The 21,975-nt window shown below is 59.3% G+C and carries 10 protein-coding genes; 4 read left to right on the top strand and 6 right to left on the bottom strand.

Annotated features, from left to right (window positions below):
- Window positions 1-216: 216 nt before the first annotated feature.
- Window positions 217-2,103, top strand: a complete 1,887-nt coding sequence (locus BBBR_RS00510) for an alpha-amylase family glycosyl hydrolase (RefSeq protein WP_003827979.1) — start codon at window positions 217-219, stop codon at window positions 2,101-2,103.
- Between the two features lie 253 nt (window positions 2,104-2,356).
- On the top strand, window positions 2,357-4,573 hold the full coding sequence (gene malQ, locus BBBR_RS00505) for a 4-alpha-glucanotransferase (protein ID WP_032738113.1): 2,217 nt from the start codon (window positions 2,357-2,359) through the stop codon (window positions 4,571-4,573).
- A gap of 303 nt (window positions 4,574-4,876) precedes the next feature.
- On the opposite strand, the gene BBBR_RS00500 is transcribed toward malQ, so the two are convergent.
- The 3 genes from BBBR_RS00500 to BBBR_RS00490 form a co-directional block, all read right to left on the bottom strand.
- Window positions 4,877-5,836, bottom strand: a complete 960-nt coding sequence (locus tag BBBR_RS00500; RefSeq protein WP_003827977.1) for a class C sortase — start codon at window positions 5,834-5,836, stop codon at window positions 4,877-4,879.
- A gap of 256 nt (window positions 5,837-6,092) precedes the next feature.
- A complete protein-coding gene (locus BBBR_RS00495) occupies window positions 6,093-7,928 on the bottom strand; it encodes an isopeptide-forming domain-containing fimbrial protein (protein WP_003827975.1) in 1,836 nt (611 codons plus the stop codon).
- A gap of 104 nt (window positions 7,929-8,032) precedes the next feature.
- Window positions 8,033-12,541: a SpaA isopeptide-forming pilin-related protein gene (locus BBBR_RS00490; protein ID WP_226799781.1), complete on the bottom strand. Its 4,509-nt coding sequence runs from the start codon at window positions 12,539-12,541 to the stop codon at window positions 8,033-8,035.
- Window positions 12,542-13,343: 802 nt separating this feature from the next.
- Here BBBR_RS00490 and BBBR_RS00485 point away from each other — a divergent pair.
- Together BBBR_RS00485 and BBBR_RS00480 are read left to right on the top strand one after the other, a co-directional pair.
- Window positions 13,344-14,375: a LacI family DNA-binding transcriptional regulator gene (locus BBBR_RS00485; RefSeq protein ID WP_003827972.1), complete on the top strand. Its 1,032-nt coding sequence runs from the start codon at window positions 13,344-13,346 to the stop codon at window positions 14,373-14,375.
- Between the two features lie 271 nt (window positions 14,376-14,646).
- Window positions 14,647-16,461 carry a glycoside hydrolase family 13 protein gene (locus tag BBBR_RS00480; RefSeq protein ID WP_032738110.1) on the top strand — a complete coding sequence of 605 codons (1,815 nt, stop codon included), beginning with the start codon at window positions 14,647-14,649 and terminating at the stop codon, window positions 16,459-16,461.
- Between the two features lie 185 nt (window positions 16,462-16,646).
- On the opposite strand, the gene ilvC (BBBR_RS00475) is transcribed toward BBBR_RS00480, so the two are convergent.
- The 3 genes from ilvC (BBBR_RS00475) to BBBR_RS00465 all read right to left on the bottom strand — a co-directional run bounded on the left by ilvC (BBBR_RS00475) (window position 16,647) and on the right by BBBR_RS00465 (window position 20,942).
- The gene (gene ilvC / locus BBBR_RS00475) at window positions 16,647-17,699 is read right to left on the bottom strand and encodes a ketol-acid reductoisomerase (RefSeq protein WP_003827970.1); all 1,053 of its coding nucleotides are present in this window, start codon (window positions 17,697-17,699) and stop codon (window positions 16,647-16,649) included.
- Between the two features lie 427 nt (window positions 17,700-18,126).
- Entirely contained in the window at window positions 18,127-19,179 is a 1,053-nt protein-coding gene (ilvC, locus tag BBBR_RS00470; protein ID WP_003827968.1) for a ketol-acid reductoisomerase, read from the bottom strand.
- A gap of 395 nt (window positions 19,180-19,574) precedes the next feature.
- Complete coding sequence (locus tag BBBR_RS00465; protein WP_003827967.1) at window positions 19,575-20,942, bottom strand: MFS transporter; 1,368 nt, start codon at window positions 20,940-20,942, stop codon at window positions 19,575-19,577.
- Window positions 20,943-21,975: the final 1,033 nt, after the last annotated feature.

Raw genomic sequence — 21,975 nt, 5'->3', positions numbered from 1 at the left:
TCCGATGCACACGTTTTCAGTTCTATAGGAAAACGAATGATGCATACGCTCGCATTATCGTGGTTAGCCCTTGAAATGTTTGACGTTTGCAACATTGCTGAACATCGTTGGTTTTTAGCATAACATGCATTTTGCATACGTATGCAGTTTTGCTTTTGCTGGTATTATTGCAATCGATAGGCATAGCCTTGAACCCGCATAAACAAAGGAGTTTCCATGTCAGGCCGCGTACGACACGCCGAAGCATCCCCCCGTCCATCCTGGCTGAGTTCCGCCCGTTTTTACGAGGTTTACCCCCAAAGCTTCGCCGACTCGAACGGCGACGGCATCGGTGATCTTCGCGGACTGACCGAACGACTTGGCTATATCCATGACCTGGGCTGCAACGCACTATGGATCAATCCCTGCTTCGATTCACCGTTCAAAGATGCCGGATATGATGTGCGCGACTACACGAAGGTCGCACCGCGCTACGGCACCAACGATGACCTGACCGCCCTGTTCGAGCACGCCCACACGCTCGGCATGCACGTGCTGCTCGACTTGGTCCCCGGCCACACCAGCGAGGAGCACCCTTGGTTCCAGGCCAGCTCACGTCCTGACCCTACTGAGCGCGTTACCCCCGTTGATGCCGATCGAACTATCCCCGTCGAGAGTGTTACCCCCGTCGGACAAACCACCCCCCGAATCGCTTCGCTCTCCGACCCCCGCCGGCGGGGGTCGGATTGTGAAACAATCCGGAGGGTGGCCCAGGAATCCGACACCCAAGAATCCGTCTCCGACCGCTACATCTGGACCGACTCGTGGATCTCCCGCGGCGACGGCCTGCCCTTCATTGGCGGCGAAACCGAGCGCGACGGCACCTACATCATCAACTTCTTCAAATGCCAGCCCGCCCTCAACTACGGCTTCGCCCACCCCAAACACCCATGGCAGAAGCCCGCACTCGGCCCCGAAGCACTGGCCACCTGCGAGGCGATGCTCGACGTCATGCGCTTCTGGCTCTCCCGCGGGGCAGACGGCTTCCGCGTGGACATGGCCGACAGCCTCGTCAAACACGACGACGACGGCAAGCCTTTCACCATCCGCACCTGGCAATACATCTTCTCGAGAATCCGCCCCGAATTCCCCGAGGCAGCATTCGTTGCCGAATGGGGGCGCCCCTATGAGTCGATGCAGGCCGGCTTCGACATGGATTTCTACCTCGACTGGCGCTGGGACGGCCATCCGAACGGGTACAACATGCTGCTGCGTAATACGGATACGCCGCTGGACCACGAGAGTGACGCCAGTTACTTCAACGCCGATTCCGGCACTTCTATCGCACCGTTCCTCGAACAATATCTGCCGCAGCTGCACGACTGCGAACGAGCCAGCGGCACCTTCAACCTCATCACGTGCAATCACGACACATTGCGCGTGGCACAGAGGCTTACCGAGCGCGAGCTCAAGGTGGCGTACGGCATGCTGCTGACCATGCCCGGCTGCCCGTTCCTTTACTACGGCGACGAAATCGGCATGCGATACCGGCCGCTGCCCACCAAGGAGGGCGGCTATGTGCGCACCGGCAGTCGCACGCCGATGCAGTGGGATGCCGATAAGCCGAATCTTGGCTTCTCCTGCGCACCATCCGAGTCGTTATATCTGCCGGTCGATTCGGCCGCCGATGCGCCGACTGTTGCCAGCGAAGCCGCACGCGAGGATTCACTGTTCAACTGGGTTCGCGAGGTGCTGGCATTGCGCACCGAGCAGCCCGCATTGGCTTCCGATGCCCGATTCGACGTGGTGGCAGCGCCAGTGGATGGCCGCGCGTTTGCCTACATACGCACTCCTGCGGATGGTCACGCGTCCACCCACCCACGCACGACCGCGGATTCCAGCTCGGCCCCTGCCCCCGCCGCCACTCGCGATGATGTCTCAGACCGAAATGGCGCTACGGCCCGGCCGTTGCTCATAGCCATGAACCCCGGTCGAGGGATTGAAACCGTGGAACTGCCGAGCGAACTCCGTCCCGATGCATCAATGCTGCTAGCCCTCGGCTCCCCCACCGTATCCGGTCGCACCTTGACACTCCCCGCCCAGTCATTCGCCATCCTCGGTTAGAGACCCGCTCAGCCTCGCCCCCGCTGGCGGGGGCTGTCGGCAAAGCCGACTGGGGGCAACAGGCCGGCGCCCCCCGACGCCTCCGAACCGGCCCAACTCACCGCCCTATTGCAATCGTTGTCAATATGAGCTACGGTAAGAGCAGAACAGGTTCAACATTGGTCTGTCAGATTGCCGGATCCTCAACGTAGAGCGGCCCTCAAACAGCAATGCAAACGAACAGCAGTACATGGACGCACAGCAAGGAGCTATTATGACCGAGGCGCGCAGCAATGAAGCGGCAACCAATGCACCAGACACCACACAGCGAACGGAAAGCGCCGAACGCCTTGCTCGACCGCTGATCAAATTGGCCAAAGCATCCGGGCTTGCGACCTCGTTCATCGACCAGCTCGGCACCTACACCGAAATCAGCGATGACGCATTGGTCGCCGTGCTCAAGGCCCTCGATGTGGATGCCTCCAGCGACGAGGCCATAAAACGTTCCATGACCGAACTTGAGGCCGAAAACAGCAAACGTTTGCTACCGCCCACCATCGTGGCCATCACCGGCAAGCCGACAAGCCTGACCCTGAATTGCCCGTCGGACGCGGACATCACCGCCGCCATCATGCTGGAAGACGGCACCGCATTCGACCGCTTCTCCCTACTGCCGAATCTCAACTCCGGCCAGCCGGATCTCGCCATCGCCCCCGACCTGCCGATGGGTTACCACACGCTGACCGTCACGGTTGACGGGCGCGGAGGCAAGGCGACCATCATCGCCGCCCCCGCACGCATCGCCGTGCCGAAGGCGGTCGAGGAGCATCAGCGCTGGGGCTGGATGACGCAAATGTATTCGGTACGCTCCCATGATTCCTGGGGCATCGGCGACTACGGCGATCTGAAGCGTCTTTTGGCGAATGCCGCCGAGAAGTCCAAGGCCGACTTCATGCTCATCAATCCGATTCACGCCGGTGCGCCGATTCCGCCGCTCGAGCCTTCGCCGTATCTGCCGGAATCGCGCCGGTTCCTCAACGTGACGTACATTCGTCCACAAGACATTCCCGAATACGCCACCCTGCCGGATGACGTGCGCGCCCAGGTGGATGCACTGCATGCCTCGGTGGCCGCACGCAATGATGAATCCACGCCGATGGATATCAACGCGGCGTGGGAGGCCAAGCGCCCGGCCCTGCGCCTGATCTTCGATGCGGACCGCAACAACAAGCGCGAGCTGGAGTTCGAGTATTTCAAGGCCACGGCCGGCCCGGACCTCAATTCCTTCGCCACCTGGTGCCTGTGCTTCGAGGTGTGGGGCGCACCTTGGGGCGAGAACCGCTGGTTCTTCGAGAAGACCATCGACGACCCGACCGTGCAGACGCTGGTCAAGGACCATCATGATCTGTTCGAGTTCAACCGCTGGCTGCAGTGGATCGCCGCCGAGCAGGTGAACGACGCTCAGCACACGGCCTTGGATCATGGCATGACACTTGGCCTTATGCAGGATATGGCCGTTGGCGTGCACGGCCTCGGCGCTGACGCGTGGGCCAACCCGGAGCGTTTCGCCTCCGGTGGCGTCACGGTCGGCTGCCCGCCGGACTTCTACAACCAGCAGGGCCAGGATTGGGGCCAGCCACCGTTCAACCCGCGTTATCTGGAAGCCACCGGCTACCAGGTGTACCGCGAAATGGTGCATTCCATGTATGAGCATGCGGGCGCGGTGCGTATCGATCACGTGCTGGGACTGTTCCGCCTGTGGTGGATTCCGCAGGGACTTGGCGCCCGCAATGGCGCCTACGTGATGTACAACCACGAGGCGATGCTCGGCGTACTGGCCATCGAGGCCACGCGCGCCGGCGGCATGGTGATCGGCGAGGATTTGGGCACCGTGCCGGATTATGTGCGCCGCATTCTGGCCGATCATGGCGTGCTTGGCACCGATGTGGAGTGGTTCAACCGTGTGGACGATTCGCCGAACGCCGGCGATCCCTACCGCACGCCGCAGGAGTACCGCAAGCAGGCACTGGCATCGGTCACCACACACGATCTGCCGCCAACCGCCGGCTATCTGAACTTCGAGCATGTGAAACTGCGCGAGGAGCTGCATTTGCTCAGCGAGCCGGTGGAGGTGTTTGCCGCTTCGGCCATGGCCGAGCGCACCGCGATGATGAACCGACTGGTGGAGGGCGGTTACATCACGCAGGCTGTGGCCGATGACGCGGAAGGTCATGTGCAGGAGATCGTTGAAGCCATGCACGCCATGCTCACTGATACGCCGTCGCTGTTGTTGCAGGCTGCGCTGGTGGACGGCGTGGGCGAATGCCGCTCGCAGAATCAGCCGGGCACGTCCAGCGAGTATTCTAACTGGCGAGTGCCGCTGGCCGATGGCGAAGGGCACGTGGTGCACACCAACGAGGTCTTCAATCTGCCGCGCGTGCAGTCTCTGTCCGCCGTAATGCGCCGCGAGAAGCGCCGAAACGCTTCCTGATGGCAGAAAGACTGCCTAAATCAACTTCGAGGGGCTGATTTCGCGTTTGCCAGAGGTCTACTTCCACTTCAAGGGGCTCCTCATCCGTTGAAACGGAAGTAGAAACGGTTTTGCACCAACGTCATTCTGCCGTTTTGCAGCTGTGTCTACTTTGGCACCAGCCCCTCGAAACGGAAGTAGACCTCCGGAACACGCCAAATCAGCCCCTCGAAATCGAGTTACGACAATCTGGCCGCTTTTTGAATAGTCCGGCACCCGAAACCGTTCATATTCCCAACGCGGAATCGCAGACGCGCGGGGCGCTTATTTTGTCGGACGTGCGGCGTGCCGGGCGAGGCCGGCAAATTCCCGATCGCGCTTTTGCTTACGCCGCATCAATATGACGATGAAAGCGAACAGCACGGCCAAAAACACTATGGCCCCCAGTGCCAGCCATGTGGTGTTGATGCCATGCACATCGTCCGGGTCAGGCACTTCCTCCGGGATTTCGGCACGCACACCGGAGACCAGTAGGCGATGAGAATTGACACCATAAGGCGTACAGGTCATGAGGGTTGCGCGATCCTCGCCTTTGGTGATGCGCAGTTTGCTGGAATCGTCGGGCTTGATCACGGTAATGCGATCGACCTTGTAGCCGAGTGTCTTGCCCATGACCTCGATGTAGAAGGAATCACCCTTCTTCATCTCATCAAGGCGAGTGAACAGCAACGAGTTCGGCAAACCGCGATGGCCGGTGATTACAGAGTGTGTGGATTTGCCGCCGACCGGCAATGAAGTGCCATAAAGGTGTCCCGCGCCCACGGCGAGCGCATCTTCGCTGGTGCCGTGGTATATGGGCAGGTTGACGTCGATTTTAGGAATGCGGATGGAGCCCATCACGCCTTGGCCGGCGTCGAGCAGACTCTGATATTCTTGATCTTTGGCGGCCATCGAATCATCCGCGCCGGAAGTGGTGGACTGGCCGGCATTGCTGGCAAAAGGATCTTTGACCTCGCCGATGGCGGCCTGGCCGCCAGCCACGAGTTTCTTGTTGTACTCGCGGGCGGTTTTGAGCTGGTTCTCCGCCTGTGGGTACGGCCAGCCATCCACCTCGCGCTGCGTCTGCTGCACGGTGGCGTTCTGCTGGTATTCGCTGATGGCGCGCATGACGAACGGCGTGGTGATGATGGCAAACCCGATCAGCAAAAACAGCACCGACAGCACAGTAAACACGCGCGACTGTGTGCGCGTACCACTTTGTTTTGCTCCGGTGCTGCTTCGCATTGGATGGACTCATCTCCGCTCAATAAACGACACTACCCCAAGAGCTAAGAAAACCCTGCGGATACGGGACTTCATGATAATTGTTTGCATCATTCGGTTCTCCAGAATCAGCAAAAATAAAGGAATATGGAAAAAGTCTCCGGGCGCATCGATCGGGAACAAGACGATGCGGCCGGAGACGGAGCAGGAACGGCGGTTTGCGAGGGGTAAGTGCGGTGCGCTGGCCGCCGTTCCTTAGCTATCCAGGCGTGTCCGCTCAGGCCTTGCGGCGAGCGCGGAGGGCGAAGATACCGGAGGCCGCGATGAACAGTGCGCCGACGGCCACAATCATGGCCAGACCAGCGCCACCGGTCTTCGGCAGCTCGGTGATGTTCTTGGCGTTCCAGATGTTCAGCGTCTTGCCGCCCTGGGACAGCGAGGCACGCTCGTCGGCGCCCTTCGCGAGGCTCAGCGCCACGACGGTGATGGTCTTCCATCCGGCGTCATCGCCGACGGTCGGCGTGATGGTGAACTGGAACTTCGGCAGACTAATCGCGGTGTAGCCGTCCGGCGGTGCAATCTCATGGACCTCGTAGGTGCCGGCATCGAGGCCGGAGACGTTGATCTTACCGTCTTTGCCAGTGGTGAACACACCATCGGTATCAGTGACCGCCGGCTCGCTATCGAGGTAGCTCCAGCCATCCTTGCCATAAGAACCGAGGTACTTGCCGTCGTGCTTGCTGGTACCGGAGACTGCCTTGATCGTGAACTTAGCGCCGGGCAGCTTAGTGGTACCAGCCTTATCGGTCTTCAAGATGTCGAACTTATAGGCATACACGGGCACTTCCGGGCCAGGAACCTTATGGGCGTGGTTCACTTCTTCCGGGTGGTTGGAGTATTCGAGGTCGACCTTGTTCGGGTTCTTCTGCAGATTGCCGGGCTCGGAAATCAGCGCATCCTTGTTGAGCTTAGCCTTGACGATCACGGTGACGGTGGCGCCTTCGAGGATGCCGTCAGTAGCGGACTTAGAGCCCTTGGCCTTGTTGACGTACTTACCAAGGTCGATAGTGGTCACGTGTCCGCCCTTGTAGGCATCGGTGTCAGGAGTGTTCACATCGCCATAGCCAGCGACGGTAACGGTGTAGTCCTTGTCCTTGACCAGAGTGACGGCCGTACCCTGAGCAGGAGTCAGCTTGACAGATTCGATGACGGTGCCGGCGGACACGGTCAGCGCCTTGCTGGCGGTGTCATTGATCTTGAAGATACGGGTCTTGGTTGCGTCCTTCATCGTCGGATCGATGTCGTAGCCGGTGTAGACCGGCACGGTGGAGGTCAGCTCATAGTAGACATCATCGCCAACTGCGTAATCCGGCTGAGTGTTCGGCTTGTAGGTGCCGTCGTCCTTGGAATCAACCAGCTTCTTGTCGATGGTCGGGGTGGTGTTCTTCAGCGTCACCGTGCCCCAGCTGTCGGCGCCATCGAAGGTGGTCGGCGTGATGATCGGGATGGAGTTGGTACCCTTGGTGTCATCCGTGGTCGTGACATCCTTGAGGAACCACAGGCCCTGTTTGAGTTCCTTGTTCTCACCGGTCTTCAGTGCGCTGTCACCGGTCTTATCGGCAGCGGGAGCACCGACCTTGGCAAGTTCCTTGGACAGCGACTTGGCGAACACACGCAGCGTGGAGCTATCGCCGCCCCACGGGCTGGTCAGCTCGCTCAGCGCCTTGCCAGATTTATCCTTAAATACCTTCTCGACCAAGTACCCCATCGGGTTGGCGACGGCGTTGTCGGTGCTGTAGTAGTTGGCGTCTTTCTCGTATGCAACCTTTTGATCGCTAGTCATCGCGGCAACAATGGTTCTGACCATATTGTCATCGGTATCGATGAGGAAGCCGTTGATCTTGTTAGTACTATCCTTGGTGACGTTGGTCAACGATGCCAGGTGCCAGCCATCGAAGCTGTGATCCACCTGACCAGCGTCTGACTTGTTGATGGTGATGCTGCCGGTGGCCGGATCCGCAGCATACGCGGTGGAGACGCCTATGGCTAGACCGCTGACGGCGATGCCCAGAGCGGCGGCTCCGGAGATCACCCTCTTGAATATGGTGTTCATTTCTCTTTTCCTTTCTCTGAAATGGAGAAGAAGATTGTGTTGAATATTGGTTATTCAGTTATGAGTGTTGGTAGGCGGCCAATCGAGTGGCCTAGGGAGAAAAATCAGTCGGAGTCCTCCTCCCGTCGACGTTTGGCCAGTTGATATCCGCCGGCGATGAGAACGCCAGCAAGTATGAATCCGTCGCCGACCAGAAGCACTAGGCGTCCGGTCCAGTCGGCGCCCGTGGTGGGCAGGCCGGTGAGCACCTTGGTGTTCACGAAGGTTGCTTCGACGGCAGTTCCGGCGCTGCTGCCGGTGGACGTTGATGACCATGTGCCGATCACCTTTCCGCCGCCAGCTTCGGCATTGCCGGAGTCATCCTTGATGCGTGTCATCGTGGCGGAGACGGACAAGCCGGACAGCTTTCCGCTGGAATCCTTGGCTTGCTTGAGCGTGACTACGACTTGGTACTCCGCCTTCGAGTAGCGCAGGTTTTCCACCGCGTCGGCGGAATCTGGCACAATCTCGGTGATCTTGTAGGTGTAGGTCTTGGCGTAGTCGCTGGCGTCGCCAGCTGCCGCCGCGAGGTTCGCGTCGGTGAACGTCATCTTGCCGAACTTGGCTATGACGTTGGACAGATCATCAGCGTCAGACTTCGGAGCCAAGGAGATGGTGCAGTCATTCTTGGTCGCGTCGCTGCTACTGCATTCGGCAGGCATCGGCGCGGCGGGGTTCGCGTCCACAGTCGACTTGGTCGCTTCAATCTTGAAGTTGAAGTTGACGTAGTTGCCGTTGCTGTCCTTTGGCCACGACGTGTATTTCACGCTCTTCTTTACCGGGATTTGGATGTTCACCGGAGCCGAAGCGTTGGGGACATTGGCCGCAGCTTCGCGATTGCCGCCAGAACGGGTCGTGGGCCTATCGGTCGCGGTCTGAGCCACAACGGTGGAAGCTTCGGTGTCAGAGATGGTAAGCGTGTAGACCGTGGTTGTTGCCACGTAGCCGTCTGGAGCCTTAGTCTCGGTTAGCGTGTACGTGCCGACCGGCAGCCCCCTGACCGTGATGACGCCGGCCTCGTCTGCGGTGTTCGCGGCATCGGACAGCTTTTCGCCAGTGCAGCCTGTGAACTCGATGCCTGCCGGCGTGGTGGCGCCATTGGCATCAACCGTCACGTTGTCGGCCACGCAGTACACGTCCGTTGCAGGGCTTGGACCAACGATCTTCCACTGGGAACCGGCAAGTTTGCCGCCCTTGGTGTCGACCTTGTTCCAGATCACTTCGGTAGGGGTGTCCGAGATTGCGTTGTTGTCACCGGGCTTCAGCTTTTCATCGATGGCGCCAGTCGCCTCGCCGCTGGCCCAACCGCCGTTCCACGTGACGTTGCCATTGGCATCAATCGTGAATTGGTACAAGGTCTTATTGATCGTGTATCCGTCCGGAGCCGTGGTCTCATGGAGCCAGTACGTGCCGGCATCCAGACCACCGACCTTGAATTTGCCGGCCGCGGTGTCCATATCGCACTTCACGCCGGGCCGACCGTTCTCGCCGTCGGCTGCCGTGCAGGAAATGGCCTTTGCACCATCGTCAATAGCGTTTTCGGCAACACCGTCAGCATCACTGGGCTGCGGGTCATCGGCGGGCGTCGCGTTCTCGTTGAGCACCGCCGCATCATTCGACTGGGCAGCAGCTGCGGCAGATGCAGGGCAGCCGGTCGGAGCGGTGGAGACCTGTGAATCGTTATACAGGTTCACGACTTGCACTTCGTTGCCCGTGAACTTGAAATCGCTCTTATTCGACCCCTGGTACCACTTGTTGGTGCTCGTGTTTTCATCGTCACCGTGGAACAAAAATTCCGTACCAGGCGACTGCTTCGGCAATATGGCATACACATAATCACCGCAGCTCTGGCTCATCTCCACGAACTTCCAGTTATTGTTGCCAGCGTTGTAGTACACGTAGTACTTCGACCAATTCATCAACGACTTCTTGAAGTACACCGTGGTAGACGGCACCTTGACCGTGAACGAAACCTTCTTGTCGCCGGCCTTCGCGGTGATGACCGCAGAGCCGAATCCCGTCATCGTCACGGTTGCTTTCTGACCGTTCTCGCCGCTGGAAGTAACCGTTGCCACGCTCTTGTTGCTCGACTCCCAAGTAATCGGGACAGCCGGAGTGGAGGAAGCGGTGAACGTCAGCGTGCTATCCACTGCAGCAGCGGTGATGGTGGAATTGTTCTCAACAGTCCGGTTCGAGGAATCCTTGACGGTGAAATCCTTGACGCTCATAGCTTTCACCTTGATGGTGACCAGGGCGCTGCACACCTCAGGATTGGAGACCGAGCATGCCTTCACATACACAGTGGTATCAATGCTGCTGATACCGGTGACGGTGGTTTTCAGATTACCCGTACGGGTCAATACCGCAACAGTGGACGAATCGACAGCATTGCCATCTTTATCGGTGAACGTCCATGCAACCTCTTGCAAGGCATCCTTCGGATCGACGGCTGCGGTCAAATCGGTCTTCCACCCATTGGTAGAATCCAACGTGGCTGAGGTCGGATTGACCGTTACGCCGGTTGCTTTGCTGGTGTTGTCTGTGACGTTCCAGCTCTTAGTGGCCGCGCCATCTTTCACCTGCTGAATCTGCCACTCAGAGCCAGCAAGCTCCTTGTTAGTGTCGGCATCGACCTTCGACCAAGAAACCTCATGGCCGTTCTTTTTGTTGACGATCTTGCCATCGGTCATGTCGGCGCTGCCGTACGTATAAGCACCGTCCGTCTTTGTCACCGATTGCGTGACATTGACCGGCGTTGCCGATGAGTCCCCAGTCGCTACGTAATAGACGTTCGTATTCAGCTGGTAATCGTTGCCGGCGGAGACTTCCTTGATGTAGTAGGTTGCGTTGGGCTTCAGACCTTCCACAGTGAACCGGCCATCGGCAGAGTCCTTGTCGTAGAACGCGTTATCCTGCACGGTAAGCAGTGCGTTCTTTCCGCTTGCGGCATCATCGTACTTACCGTACACAGCCCACGTCGTGCCACCGAGCAGGGTGCCGCTTTCATCGGCCTTCTGCCACGCGATAGCGGAACAGGACTCGGTGTACGAACCGTTCCACGGGAAGTTGTGACGCTCCTGATCCATGTCGAGCACAGAGGCGGAATCACCATCGTTCGCACCGGCTTGATTGAACGTCCATGCCTTGTACGGGTTGTACATGGAGAAGTCGCCACCCGTGTACACACGGCCGTTGGTGGAAACATGCGATTCGAAGTTGCCCCTGACGATAATGCTGCCCATCATCGCGGCGGCGGCATCATCCTGGGTAATTTTATCGGCATTGGTGTTCGTACCGTCCTCATTGGCCACGCCACCGTAGATGGTGAGGTTATCGGTATTGCTGAAGTTCCATAGAATCTTCTGGGAGGCTTTGTCGTATGCAGCCGACTTCTTCTTCAACTCGTCGGTGTTGTTGTAGTTGGAGTAGCCATCGGAGATTTCCGCACCGTTCCACCAGAACTGCCAACCGTTGTGGAACGAGATATTACTGGCGTTGCCGGTCACATTGATTACGACAGATGCAGTGTCGGCGATGTTCGTAAAGGCGAAACCTACGCCACGGTAGAGGGTGCCATTCTCATCGGTGTCGCTGAGCATGCTGGCATCGAGATTGAATACCTCCATGCTGGCATTGTTCGTGCCGGTGAACGTGATGAGCTTTTCGCGATTGGTGTACGACGTTGTGGGAGCAATGCCGCGGCCGGTACCGTACTTGGTGGTGTAGTCGTATTTGAAAGTGTAAGATATGCCGCTAGCGGCGTTGGTGCCTTCCTTGTAATAGTTGTACTTATGGCGAGGGAGCTCAGACAACGTGGAGATGCTTGAACTCACTGTACCGGTTTTATTTTGCTTGGCCAGCGGGCTAACGATATCGTCGACCACATACCCTTGATAGAACGTATCCTTCGAAAAATCTTTGTCAGTGGCGGCACCGCCATCGGTAGCCTTGACTGAAACTTTGGTCAGATTGCCGGCGTCTTGGTTCTGAGTATTCCCGGACTTGTCCTTCTGCCAGTTGACGGAAGCACCGTTATAGCTGCCAATCGACGACGTGCCGCCCCTGTCCCATACATCCGACTGGCTACCGGAGAGTGAGCCGACGTGCGAATGTCCATCAATAAAACCAGGCTTATTCCACGCTTTCACAGCAGCGGTGGAAGTGGCACTATCCATTACGGTTCCGGTATTGCCGCCAACTACCAATGCGGTGCTGCCTTCGGCGGGACGATACTGCGTACCGAAGCCGGCAACGCCGAAACGAAAGCCCTGGCCGTTCCACGAATTCTTCTGAGGATGCAGCATGAGCTTGCCGTTGACCACAGTCAAGCCTTCGGCTTCTGCGGAATATGAAGCATCAGGACCGTCAGCATTGGTCAGGTTGTCGGACTTCTTACCGACATACATATCGCCGCCAACCCAAGTGGCAACGCCGGAATCCCTCTCAGTTGCGGGATTTGCTTCAGTGCCCATCGACTGGCTGGTCGGAGTGCATAATGCGCCGTCGCTCAGATCGGCGGCATAGGCAAGTTTGTTATTGGAAAATGCGAGTGAGCCAGTTGACGTCACCAGCACGGCAGCGGCAAGCAGGGCAGCGGCGGCAGCCTTGAATTTCGCCCCCCCCCCCCGAAACTTCTCGCTATCATCATGCTTTCCTCGTCTCCGGCGAACCGTCGTCTAACGCGTCGATATCGGCGTATCGCTACAGCGCGCTCGTTATGCTCACGGGTCGTGGAGCGAGCACGCAGCTTTGCGGAATATGCCCACTTCATTAGCGAAATCGGTTTTGCACACGTTGGCTTTTGGCCTCCCCGAAGTCGACTCCAAACAACCACTTACCACTGGTCGACTTCGACGTGCATCACTTCTCTCGTGTGCACAACATCATACTACAAAGGTTGTCATTATTTCAACCCGCATGCCCTCTAATTAAGGGGGTATGGGTTCTCTTCCCGCATAGCAAAAGGGGAAATGCGTTGAATATGTTGACACTATACGCCGGCGTGTCGAAAACATTTACCCCCCATACGGGGGGATCTACGTATTGCATGCATATGCATTACCATCTATTCAAAGGGGAACGGCAGAGGCCAGGACCCCGCCATCGGGAATCAACAGCGAATTGTCCCATGCTATTATGCAAACGATGTCAATATGTACAACACACCCCATGTCGGCGAATTTCCTCACCGCCGCTTTCGACACGTCACGCAGCGCGAAGCAGATTCCCGCTGCCGAGCAATCGACGGCATTACCGCCACCGGGCATGATACCGTTGTCATAGCAATGACAATCGAAACGCACACACCGACGGCGCAGCGCAACATACACAAGAACAAGGCAACACGCATCCGCACAGCAGCAGAGGATAAAGACTATGGCAAAAGCAAGCATTCAAGCGGTGGCAAAGGAAGCCGGCGTCTCCGTATCCACGGTGTCCCGAACCTTCGCCAAGCCCGACCTGGTACTCCCTGAAACTCGTGACAAAGTAATGGCCGCCGCCGAAAAGCTCGATTATTCCATCTCCCGATCGGCCGCCGCGCTGAAGTCCGGCCAGTCGTTCCGCATCGCACTGCTGGCCAGCGAGACCATCACCACCTGGTTCAATGCGAACATCTTTGCAGGGCTCGACTCGGTGCTGCGCCCTGCTGGCTATGACACCGTGGCCTACCCCATGCGCAACGCCGAAGAGCGTCACGATTTCTTTGCGGACCTGCCCGTGCGCCGCAATGCAGATGCGGTAATCGTCAGCTCGTTCAACATCGAGCCGGCCGAGGTGGAGCGCCTCAAGCATATGCATGTGCCGATCATCGGCATTAACATCCCTTCCACGGACGGGTTCGACTCCGGCGTAAGCATTGATGATCGTACCGCCACCCGCGCGGCCGTCGAACACCTCATCGCGCTGGGGCATCGGGGCATCGCATTCGTTGGCGGCACTCCCGCCGAAACCAATATGCGATATAGCGCCGAATCGCGACTGCAGGGCGTGCTGGACGCGCAGGCCGCGCACCCGGAGCTCACCGTGACCAACCTTCAGGTGCCCCGCGGCGCAACGGAGACCAGCGCGGCTCTGAACGCGGTACTGACCGCCCCGGCCGGCACCACTGCATTCTGTTTTGAGGACGATGAGCTGGCGCTGCCGGTGCTGTATCGCCTGCGCCAGTACGGCAAACGCGTGCCGCAGGATATTTCGATTGTGGGATTTGACGACGTTGAAATGTCTCAGGCCGTGGGGCTAACCACCATGCATCAGGATCCGTTTGCCATGGGTGCCGACGCTGGGCGCATGGCGTTGGAGGCCATTGCGGGCGAGCCGATTGAACCGGCGTTCATTCAGCCCGACGCGCCGCTCGTGCTGCGTGAGACCACTGCGCCTCCTGCCGCGCCCGTGCCCGCGCAGGGGTGATTGGGCACGGTGCACCGCGTCCCACCTCTGCCCTCAATGTCTTTTCTGTGTGGACTAAGGTGAGCGTGACCACGTTACCACCACGAAACGCCGATGCTTGTACTTTCACATAAATCATTTGCATGATACCGTTGTCATCAATGTGATAAGCAAGCATGGGTTCACCGTTGCAGTTCGAGTCCTGCTGAACCCAATAACCACTAACCCACAGCAATCGGGCGCAACACACCACGTGAGCCACACAATCACGCACGCACAGAAAGGAATCGGCATGACCGCCAACAACCTCAATGACGACTGGTGGAAGCAGGCCGTCGTTTACCAGATTTACCCGCGCAGCTTCAAGGACGTTAACGGCGACGGCATCGGCGACATCGCCGGCGTTACCGAGAAAATGGACTACCTGAAAAACCTCGGCGTGGACGCCATCTGGCTCTCCCCGTTCTACCCCTCCGATCTGGCGGACGGCGGCTACGACGTGATCGACTACCGCAACGTCGACCCGCGACTGGGCACCATGGACGACTTCGACGCCATGGCCAAAGCCGCGCATGAGGCCGGCATCAAGGTGATCGTGGACATCGTGCCCAATCACACCGCCGACAAGCACGTGTTCTTCAAGGAAGCCCTCGCCGCCGAGCCCGGCTCCCCGGCGCGCGACCGCTACATCTTCCGCGACGGCCGCGGCGAGCACGGCGAACTGCCGCCCAACGACTGGCAGTCCTTCTTCGGCGGCCCGGCCTGGGCTCGCGTGGCCGACGGCCAGTGGTATCTGCACCTGTTCGACAAGGCGCAACCGGACGTCAACTGGAAGAACCCGGACATCCACGAGGAATTCAAGAAAACCCTGCGCTTCTGGTCCGACCACGGCACCGACGGCTTCCGCATCGACGTGGCGCACGGTCTGGCCAAAGACCTTGAATCCAAGCCGCTGGAGGAGCTCGGCCGCGAATACAGCGTGGTCGGCGTGCTGAATCACGACTTCAGCCATCCGCTGTTCGACCGCCGCGAAGTGCACGACATCTACCGCGAATGGCGCAAGGTGTTCAACGAGTACGACCCGCCGCGCTTTGCCGTGGCCGAGGCGTGGGTGGTACCCGAGCACCAGCACCTGTATGCCTCGATGGATGAGCTGGGGCAGTCCTTCAACTTCGACTTTGCGCAGGCCAGCTGGTATGCCGATGAGTTCCGCGCAGCCATCGCCGCGGGTCTCAAGGCCGCTGCCGAAACCGGCGGTTCCACCACCACGTGGGTGATGAACAACCATGACGTGCCGCGCAGCCCCTCCCGCTATGGTCTACCGCAGGTCAAGGGCGCGCCTTACCACCAGCTGCCGCACGACTGGCTGCTGCGCAACGGCACCACGTATCCCGAGGATCGCGAGCTTGGCACCCGCCGCGCCCGCGCCGCCGCTTTGATGGAGCTCGGCCTGCCCGGCGCCGCCTATATCTATCAGGGCGAGGAGCTGGGCCTGTTTGAAGTGGCCGATATTCCGTGGGATCGACTGGAAGATCCGACCGCTTTCCACACCGCTCAGGCCACGATGGACAAGGGCCGAGACGGCTGCCGCGTGCCGATTCCGTGGACCGCTGCAAACGAACCGACCTTGGCTGATTTCAGCCGCCCGATCCCGGCCGATGACGGCACCGGCGAGAACCACGTGCCGCTGTGCGCCGCCGGCCAGTTCGGCACGGGCGCTTCCTTCGGCTTCTCGCCGGCTACGCGCGCTGAGGGCGTGACGCCGGCCGCCGACCCGCACCTGCCGCAGCCGTTGTGGTTCAAGGATTACGCGGTGGACGTGGAGCAGGCCGACCCGGATTCAATGCTCGCGCTGTATCATGCGGCGTTGGCGATTCGTCAGGAGTCGCTGACCGCCACGCGTGACACCACCGCTGAGCAGGTGGATATGGGGCCGGACGTGGTGGCCTACACCCGCGCGGCGGTTGGTGGCCGCACGTTCACCTCGATCACCAACTTCGGCACCGAGCCGGTGGAGCTGCCTGGAGGCTCCGTCGTGCTGACGTCCGGCCCGCTGACCCCCGACGGCCAGCTCCCCACCGACACTTCTGCGTGGGTTATCAAGTAGATCCCTTGGAATAAGCGAAAGGCCGCCGTTCCGAATGAATCGGAGCGGCGGCCTTTTGGTATGCACTGGGGGGACTCCCCCTCAGGCGCTTACGCGCCAGCGTCCTGCAAACACGGACAGCATGAAGGCTGCGATTGCCGGCTCGCTGTCCGTTCGCATCTCACCCGAGGGGAGCCAAGGAAGAATCACTGTACCTGGGCGCGGGCGATCTTGCCGGTGAAGGAGTTGGCCTCGTCGGCGTCCTTGACGCCGTCCTTGTTCCAGGAGAACATGGCGCGCAGCTTCGGGCCGACGGTCTCGATACGCTCGTTGGAGTACTTCTCCTGCAGTTCCTTGAAGTGCGGGGCGCCGGCATCCTGGTCATCGATGAACTCCTTGGCGAAGGAGCCGTCCTGGATGCGCTGCAGGTGGTATTCCATGCGCTTGCGGCAATCCTCGTTGATGACGGTGTTGGTGTAGTCGCCGTACTGGGCGGTGTCCGAGCAGGACCAACGAGCCTTGTTCAGACCACCTTCGTTCATCAGGTCAACGAGCATCTTGAGCTCGTGGCAGACCTCGAAGTAGGCAATCTCCGGCTGGTAGCCGGCGTCGGTGAGGACCTCGAAGCCCATCTCGACGAGTTTGTTCACGCCACCCATGAGCACGTTCTGCTCACCGAAGAGATCGGTCTCGGTCTCTTCCTTGAAGGTGGTCTTAATGGCACCGGCGCGCAGAGCACCGAGGGCCTTGGCGTAGGCGAGGGTCAGGGCCCAGCCGTCACCGCGCGGGTCCTGCTCGACGGCCACGACGACCGGGACGCCACGGCCAGCAGCGTACTCACGACGAACGATGTGGCCCGGGCCCTTCGGGGCAACCATGAACACCGGGTGATCCTCGGTGGGCTTGATGTAGCCGTAGTGAATGTTGAAGCCGTGAGCGAAGGCGACAGCGGCACCCGGCTTGATGTTGGGCTCGATGTCGTTGGCCCAGATGGTGCGCTGGTACTGGTCGGGGGCCAGAATCATAATCACGTCGGCTTCGGCGGAAGCCTCGGCCACGGACTTGACCTCGAGGCCCTGCTCCTTGGCGAAATCAACCGACTTGGAGGTCGGACGCAGGCCGACAACCACGTCGACACTGGAATCGCGCAGGTTCAGCGCGTGGGCGTGGCCCTGGGAGCCGTAGCCGATGATTGCGACTTTCTTGCCTTCGAGGACGGAAAGATCGCCGTCGTTCTCATACCAGATTTGTGCTGCCATTATTGGCACTCCTTTTCAGTAGTGGGGTGTGGCGCCGCTGGGCGCCGGGGTATCTACGGTGTGCAGATAAGTCCTGTGTTGCGAGGATTGTGTCCTTCAAACCGAAATCAATCCTACCGAGAACGCCGTCGCAGCCCCGCTGGAGTCCACAACGTGAGCTAGGTCACTATTGGAGTATGGACAGCCGTATGCAGAGAACGATTCTCGATAACAACTCTGCACCCTTTTGAACAGAATCGCACAATCGCACATATGGGGAAAGGCTGAGATATCAACGATCTTGCATATTCGGTGTTCGTTTGCCTGCAAGAAATCAGCGCATAGTTGTTATTGAGAATGATTCGCTGCGCGCAACAACACAAAACCGCCGCTCCCGTATGGGCGGGGACGGCGGTTTGCTAGCTTAAATCCCCTTCAGGGGCGGCAATCACTGAACCTGGGTACGAGCGATCTTGCCGTTGAAGGACTCAGCCTCATCCTTGTCCTTGGCCTCGGCGTTGTTCCAGGAGAACATAGCGCGCAGCTTCGGGCCAACAGTCTCAAGGTGCGGGTGAGAGAACTCTTCCTGCAGCTTCTTGAACTTCGGGGCGCCAGCAGCCTGGTCGTCCATGAACTCCTTGGCGAAGGAGCCGTCCTGAATGCGCTTGAGCTGGTACTGCATGCGCTTCTTGGTCTCGTCGGTGATGACGGTGGAGGTGTAGTCGCCGTACTGAGCGGTGTCAGAGCAGGACCAACGAGCCTTGTTCAGGCCACCCTCGTTAGCCAGGTCGACCAGCATCTTCAGCTCGTGGAAGACCTCGAAGTAGGCGATCTCCGGCTGGTAGCCAGCCTCGGTCAGCACGTCGAAGCCGAGGTCGCACAGGTGGTTGATGCCGCCCATGAGGACGTCCTGCTCACCGAACAGATCAGTCTCGGTCTCCTCAGTGAAGGTGGTCTTGATGGCGCCTGCACGCAGAGCGCCCAGAGCCTTGGCGTAAGCCAGGCACAGCGGCCAGGTCTTGCCGTCCGGGTCCTGCTCAACAGCGACGACGACCGGAACGCCACGGCCAGCGGCGTACTCACGACGAACGATGTGGCCCGGGCCCTTCGGAGCGACCATGAAGACCGGGTGATCCTCAGACGGCTTGATGTAGCCGTAGTGGATGTTGAAGCCGTGAGCGAAGGCCAGAGCAGCGCCCGGCTTCAGGTTCGGCTCAACTTCTTCCTCGTAGACCTTGGCCTGGTACTGGTCAGGCAGAAGGATCATAACAACGTCAGCCTCAGCGACAGCCTCGCCAACCGGCTTGACCTCAAGGCCCTGCTCCTTGGCGAACTCGACGGACTTGGAGGACGGACGCAGGCCGACAACCACGTCGACACCGGAGTCACGCAGGTTCAGCGCGTGGGCATGACCCTGAGAACCGTAGCCCAGGATGGCCACCTTCTTGCCATCGAACACGGACAGATCGGCGTCCTTCTCGTACCAGATAGTTGCTGCCATTTTCGGCGCTCCTTTTATTTGTTTATTTATGGGGTTGAAATTTTCTTGTGCTCTGCGGGGTTTCGCTGAGCGATATTCTGTTGTGGCTTTCCTTGTGGGCTTTTCCGATATGCAGGTTTAGTCCTGTTGCACCGGAAAAGCCTCGCAGGGGTTCACTTCGTGGAATTGAGATTTTTCACGTTGTGAACTTGGCGATATTCAGTTATGGGGGGGGGGATGAACTCCCCTCAGTCACTCCGCAACAGCTCGGCCGCAATTATGGACGGACTACCGTCCGCGGCCTGTCTGCTCGCCTCTCGGCTCACCTTCGCCTACGAACAGCCCACTAGGCTGTCTGTAGGCGACGCCCGAACGAAGCGATAGCTGAGTGAGGGGTAGGAAACCAGCCGTTGACTTTACTTAGTAAAGTCAACGTCCTTGGTCTCCTTGCAGGTGAGCACGGAGACCAAGCAGCACACGGCCATCACAGCGAGGTAGAGGCCCACGGAGTGGACGCCCCAGTTGTGGGCGAGCCAGGTGGCGATGGTCGGCACGAAGGCCGCGCCGACGATGGCGGCCAGGTTGTAGCCGATGCCGGAGCCGGAGTAGCGCACGTTGGCGTCGAACAGCTCAGGCAGGAAGGCGCCGATCGGGCCGAAGGCGATACCCATCAGGGCGAAGCCGACGCACAGGAACACCATGTTGGCGAAGAAGTTGTGCTGGCCGACGACCTGTCCGTCCAGCAGGAACGGGAACAGCACGGCGAACACCACGAGTGCGCAGGAGGAGAAGGTCAGCACGCGACGACGGCCGAGCTTGTCCGCGTACAGGCAGGACAGCACGATGAACAGGGCGAACACGCAGATGGAGATCATGAGCATGAGCAGGTATTCCTGGTTGGTGAAGCCGAGGCTGCCGCCGCCGTTCGCGGTGTCCTTGGTGCCCCAAGCAAGGGACCAAGTGGCGAGCGTGTAGAACAGCGTGTAGGTCACGGCCACGAGGAAGGTGGCCTGCAGCACCTGACGCCAGGACTTGCGGAAAACCTCGGTCAGCGGGGACTTGACGACCTTCTTCTGCTCCTGGGCCATACGGAAGATCGGGGTCTCCTCCATGTGAACGCGGACCACGAGGCCGACAATCACGAGGATGGCGGACAGCAGGAACGGCACGCGCCAGCCCCACGCCAGCATCGCGCTCTGGTCATTGAAGGACTCGAGCACGAAGTAGGTGCCGTTGGACAGGAAGAAGCCGATCGGTGCGCCAAGCTCCGGGAAGGAGCCGTACAGCGCGCGCTTGTCTTCAGGCGCGTTCTCGGTGGCGACCAGTGCCGCACCGGACCATTCGCCGCCCAGGCCGATGCCCTGGATGAAGCGCAGCAGGCAGAGGATGGCGACTGCTGCGACGCCGACCTGGTCATAGGTGGGCAGGCAGCCGATGAGGAACGTGCCGACACCCATGGTCATGAGGCTGACGACCAGCGTAGTCTTGCGGCCCATACGGTCACCGAAGTGACCGAACACCAGCGAGCCCAATGGGCGGGCAATGAAGGCGATGGCGAAGGTCAGCAAGCTCATCAGCAGGGCGACGGTCGGGTTGGCCTTGTCGGAGAAGAAGATGTGCGGGAAGTAGTTTGCCGCGGCAGTGCCGTAGGCGTAGAAATCGTAGAATTCGATGGCGGTTCCAACCATCGATGCAGCGATCACGGTCTTGACCGAATCGCGAACCATGGCAGTGGCCTTACTTGCCGCCTGTCCCAGGCCAGTCTCTTCGACTGTTGCAGTCATTGGTAACTCCTGTGTGTTCTCTGTTCACTCTCATCGGCAGGTGATTGACGCCTGCGGGAGGTTTGCTGTTCTGTTGCTGTTGTTGCCGAGTACCGTCGCTACCGTTTCCGTCTGCGGGATTTTGCCGTAAGCCTTGTGAGCGCAACAAAAAAAGCCCCGCATCATGCAGGGCCGTGCCGATTGTGTCAGCTTGATTGGCCCTGCCTTCGTTGACGGGGCTTCAAGCATCAGTGCCGAATTAGTCCGCCAGCGAAGACGGGCTAATAATTCGTGCGGATACAGACGCAGAAACATTGAATCCAGTCATCGCGTGGCCTCCTTTCGGTATCTTCTCGGGCCGTTCGACCCGAACTGGAATGTAAACATAGGTTCGGTCATCTCACTAATCCAGCAAGGGTTCACATTGTGGACGGCATGTATGCCCTGTGCGGCGCAAAATCGCCAGCAATTGGCATAAAAGCGTTGCTCAGCACCCCTCAACGACGCAAAACCACCAGTAACTGGAAACTTCGTGCCACTGACAGCTCCTCAGCGGGGCAAAACCACCAGTACATGGGGGCTCCGCACCATCCACAACCCCTCAGCGGGGCAAAACCACCAGTACATGGGGGCTCCGCACCATCCACAACCCCTCAGCGGGGCAAAACCACCAGTAGCTGGCAGCTCTACACCGCTTACTAATACTCAATGAGGCCAGACTACCAATAACTGGAAGTTTTGCACCGCTGACAGCTCCTCAGCGGAGCTATCCCGCCAAGAGCTGGTAAAGAAGCACCGCTAACAACGCGCCAGCGGAGCAAAACCACCAGTAACTGGCAGTTTGGCTTCGCCGGCCGCTTCCCCAGCGAAGTTAACCCGCCAAATACTGACAAGATTGCACCGCAAATCGGTTACCAAGTAGTTCTGCCGAACTCCCCTCAGTCGCCTACGGCGACAGCTCCCCCTCGGAGAGGAAGCCACGATGGAGAACGTCACGGCTTCCGTCGTGGTGAGACAGCTCCTCTCATCGGGAGGATGGGGAAAAAGCCACGAT

This window comes from Bifidobacterium breve DSM 20213 = JCM 1192, assembly GCF_001025175.1.
In the GTDB taxonomy this organism is placed as follows: Bacteria; Actinomycetota; Actinomycetes; order Actinomycetales; family Bifidobacteriaceae; genus Bifidobacterium; species Bifidobacterium breve.
This window is presented reverse-complemented; position numbering and strand designations above follow the sequence as displayed.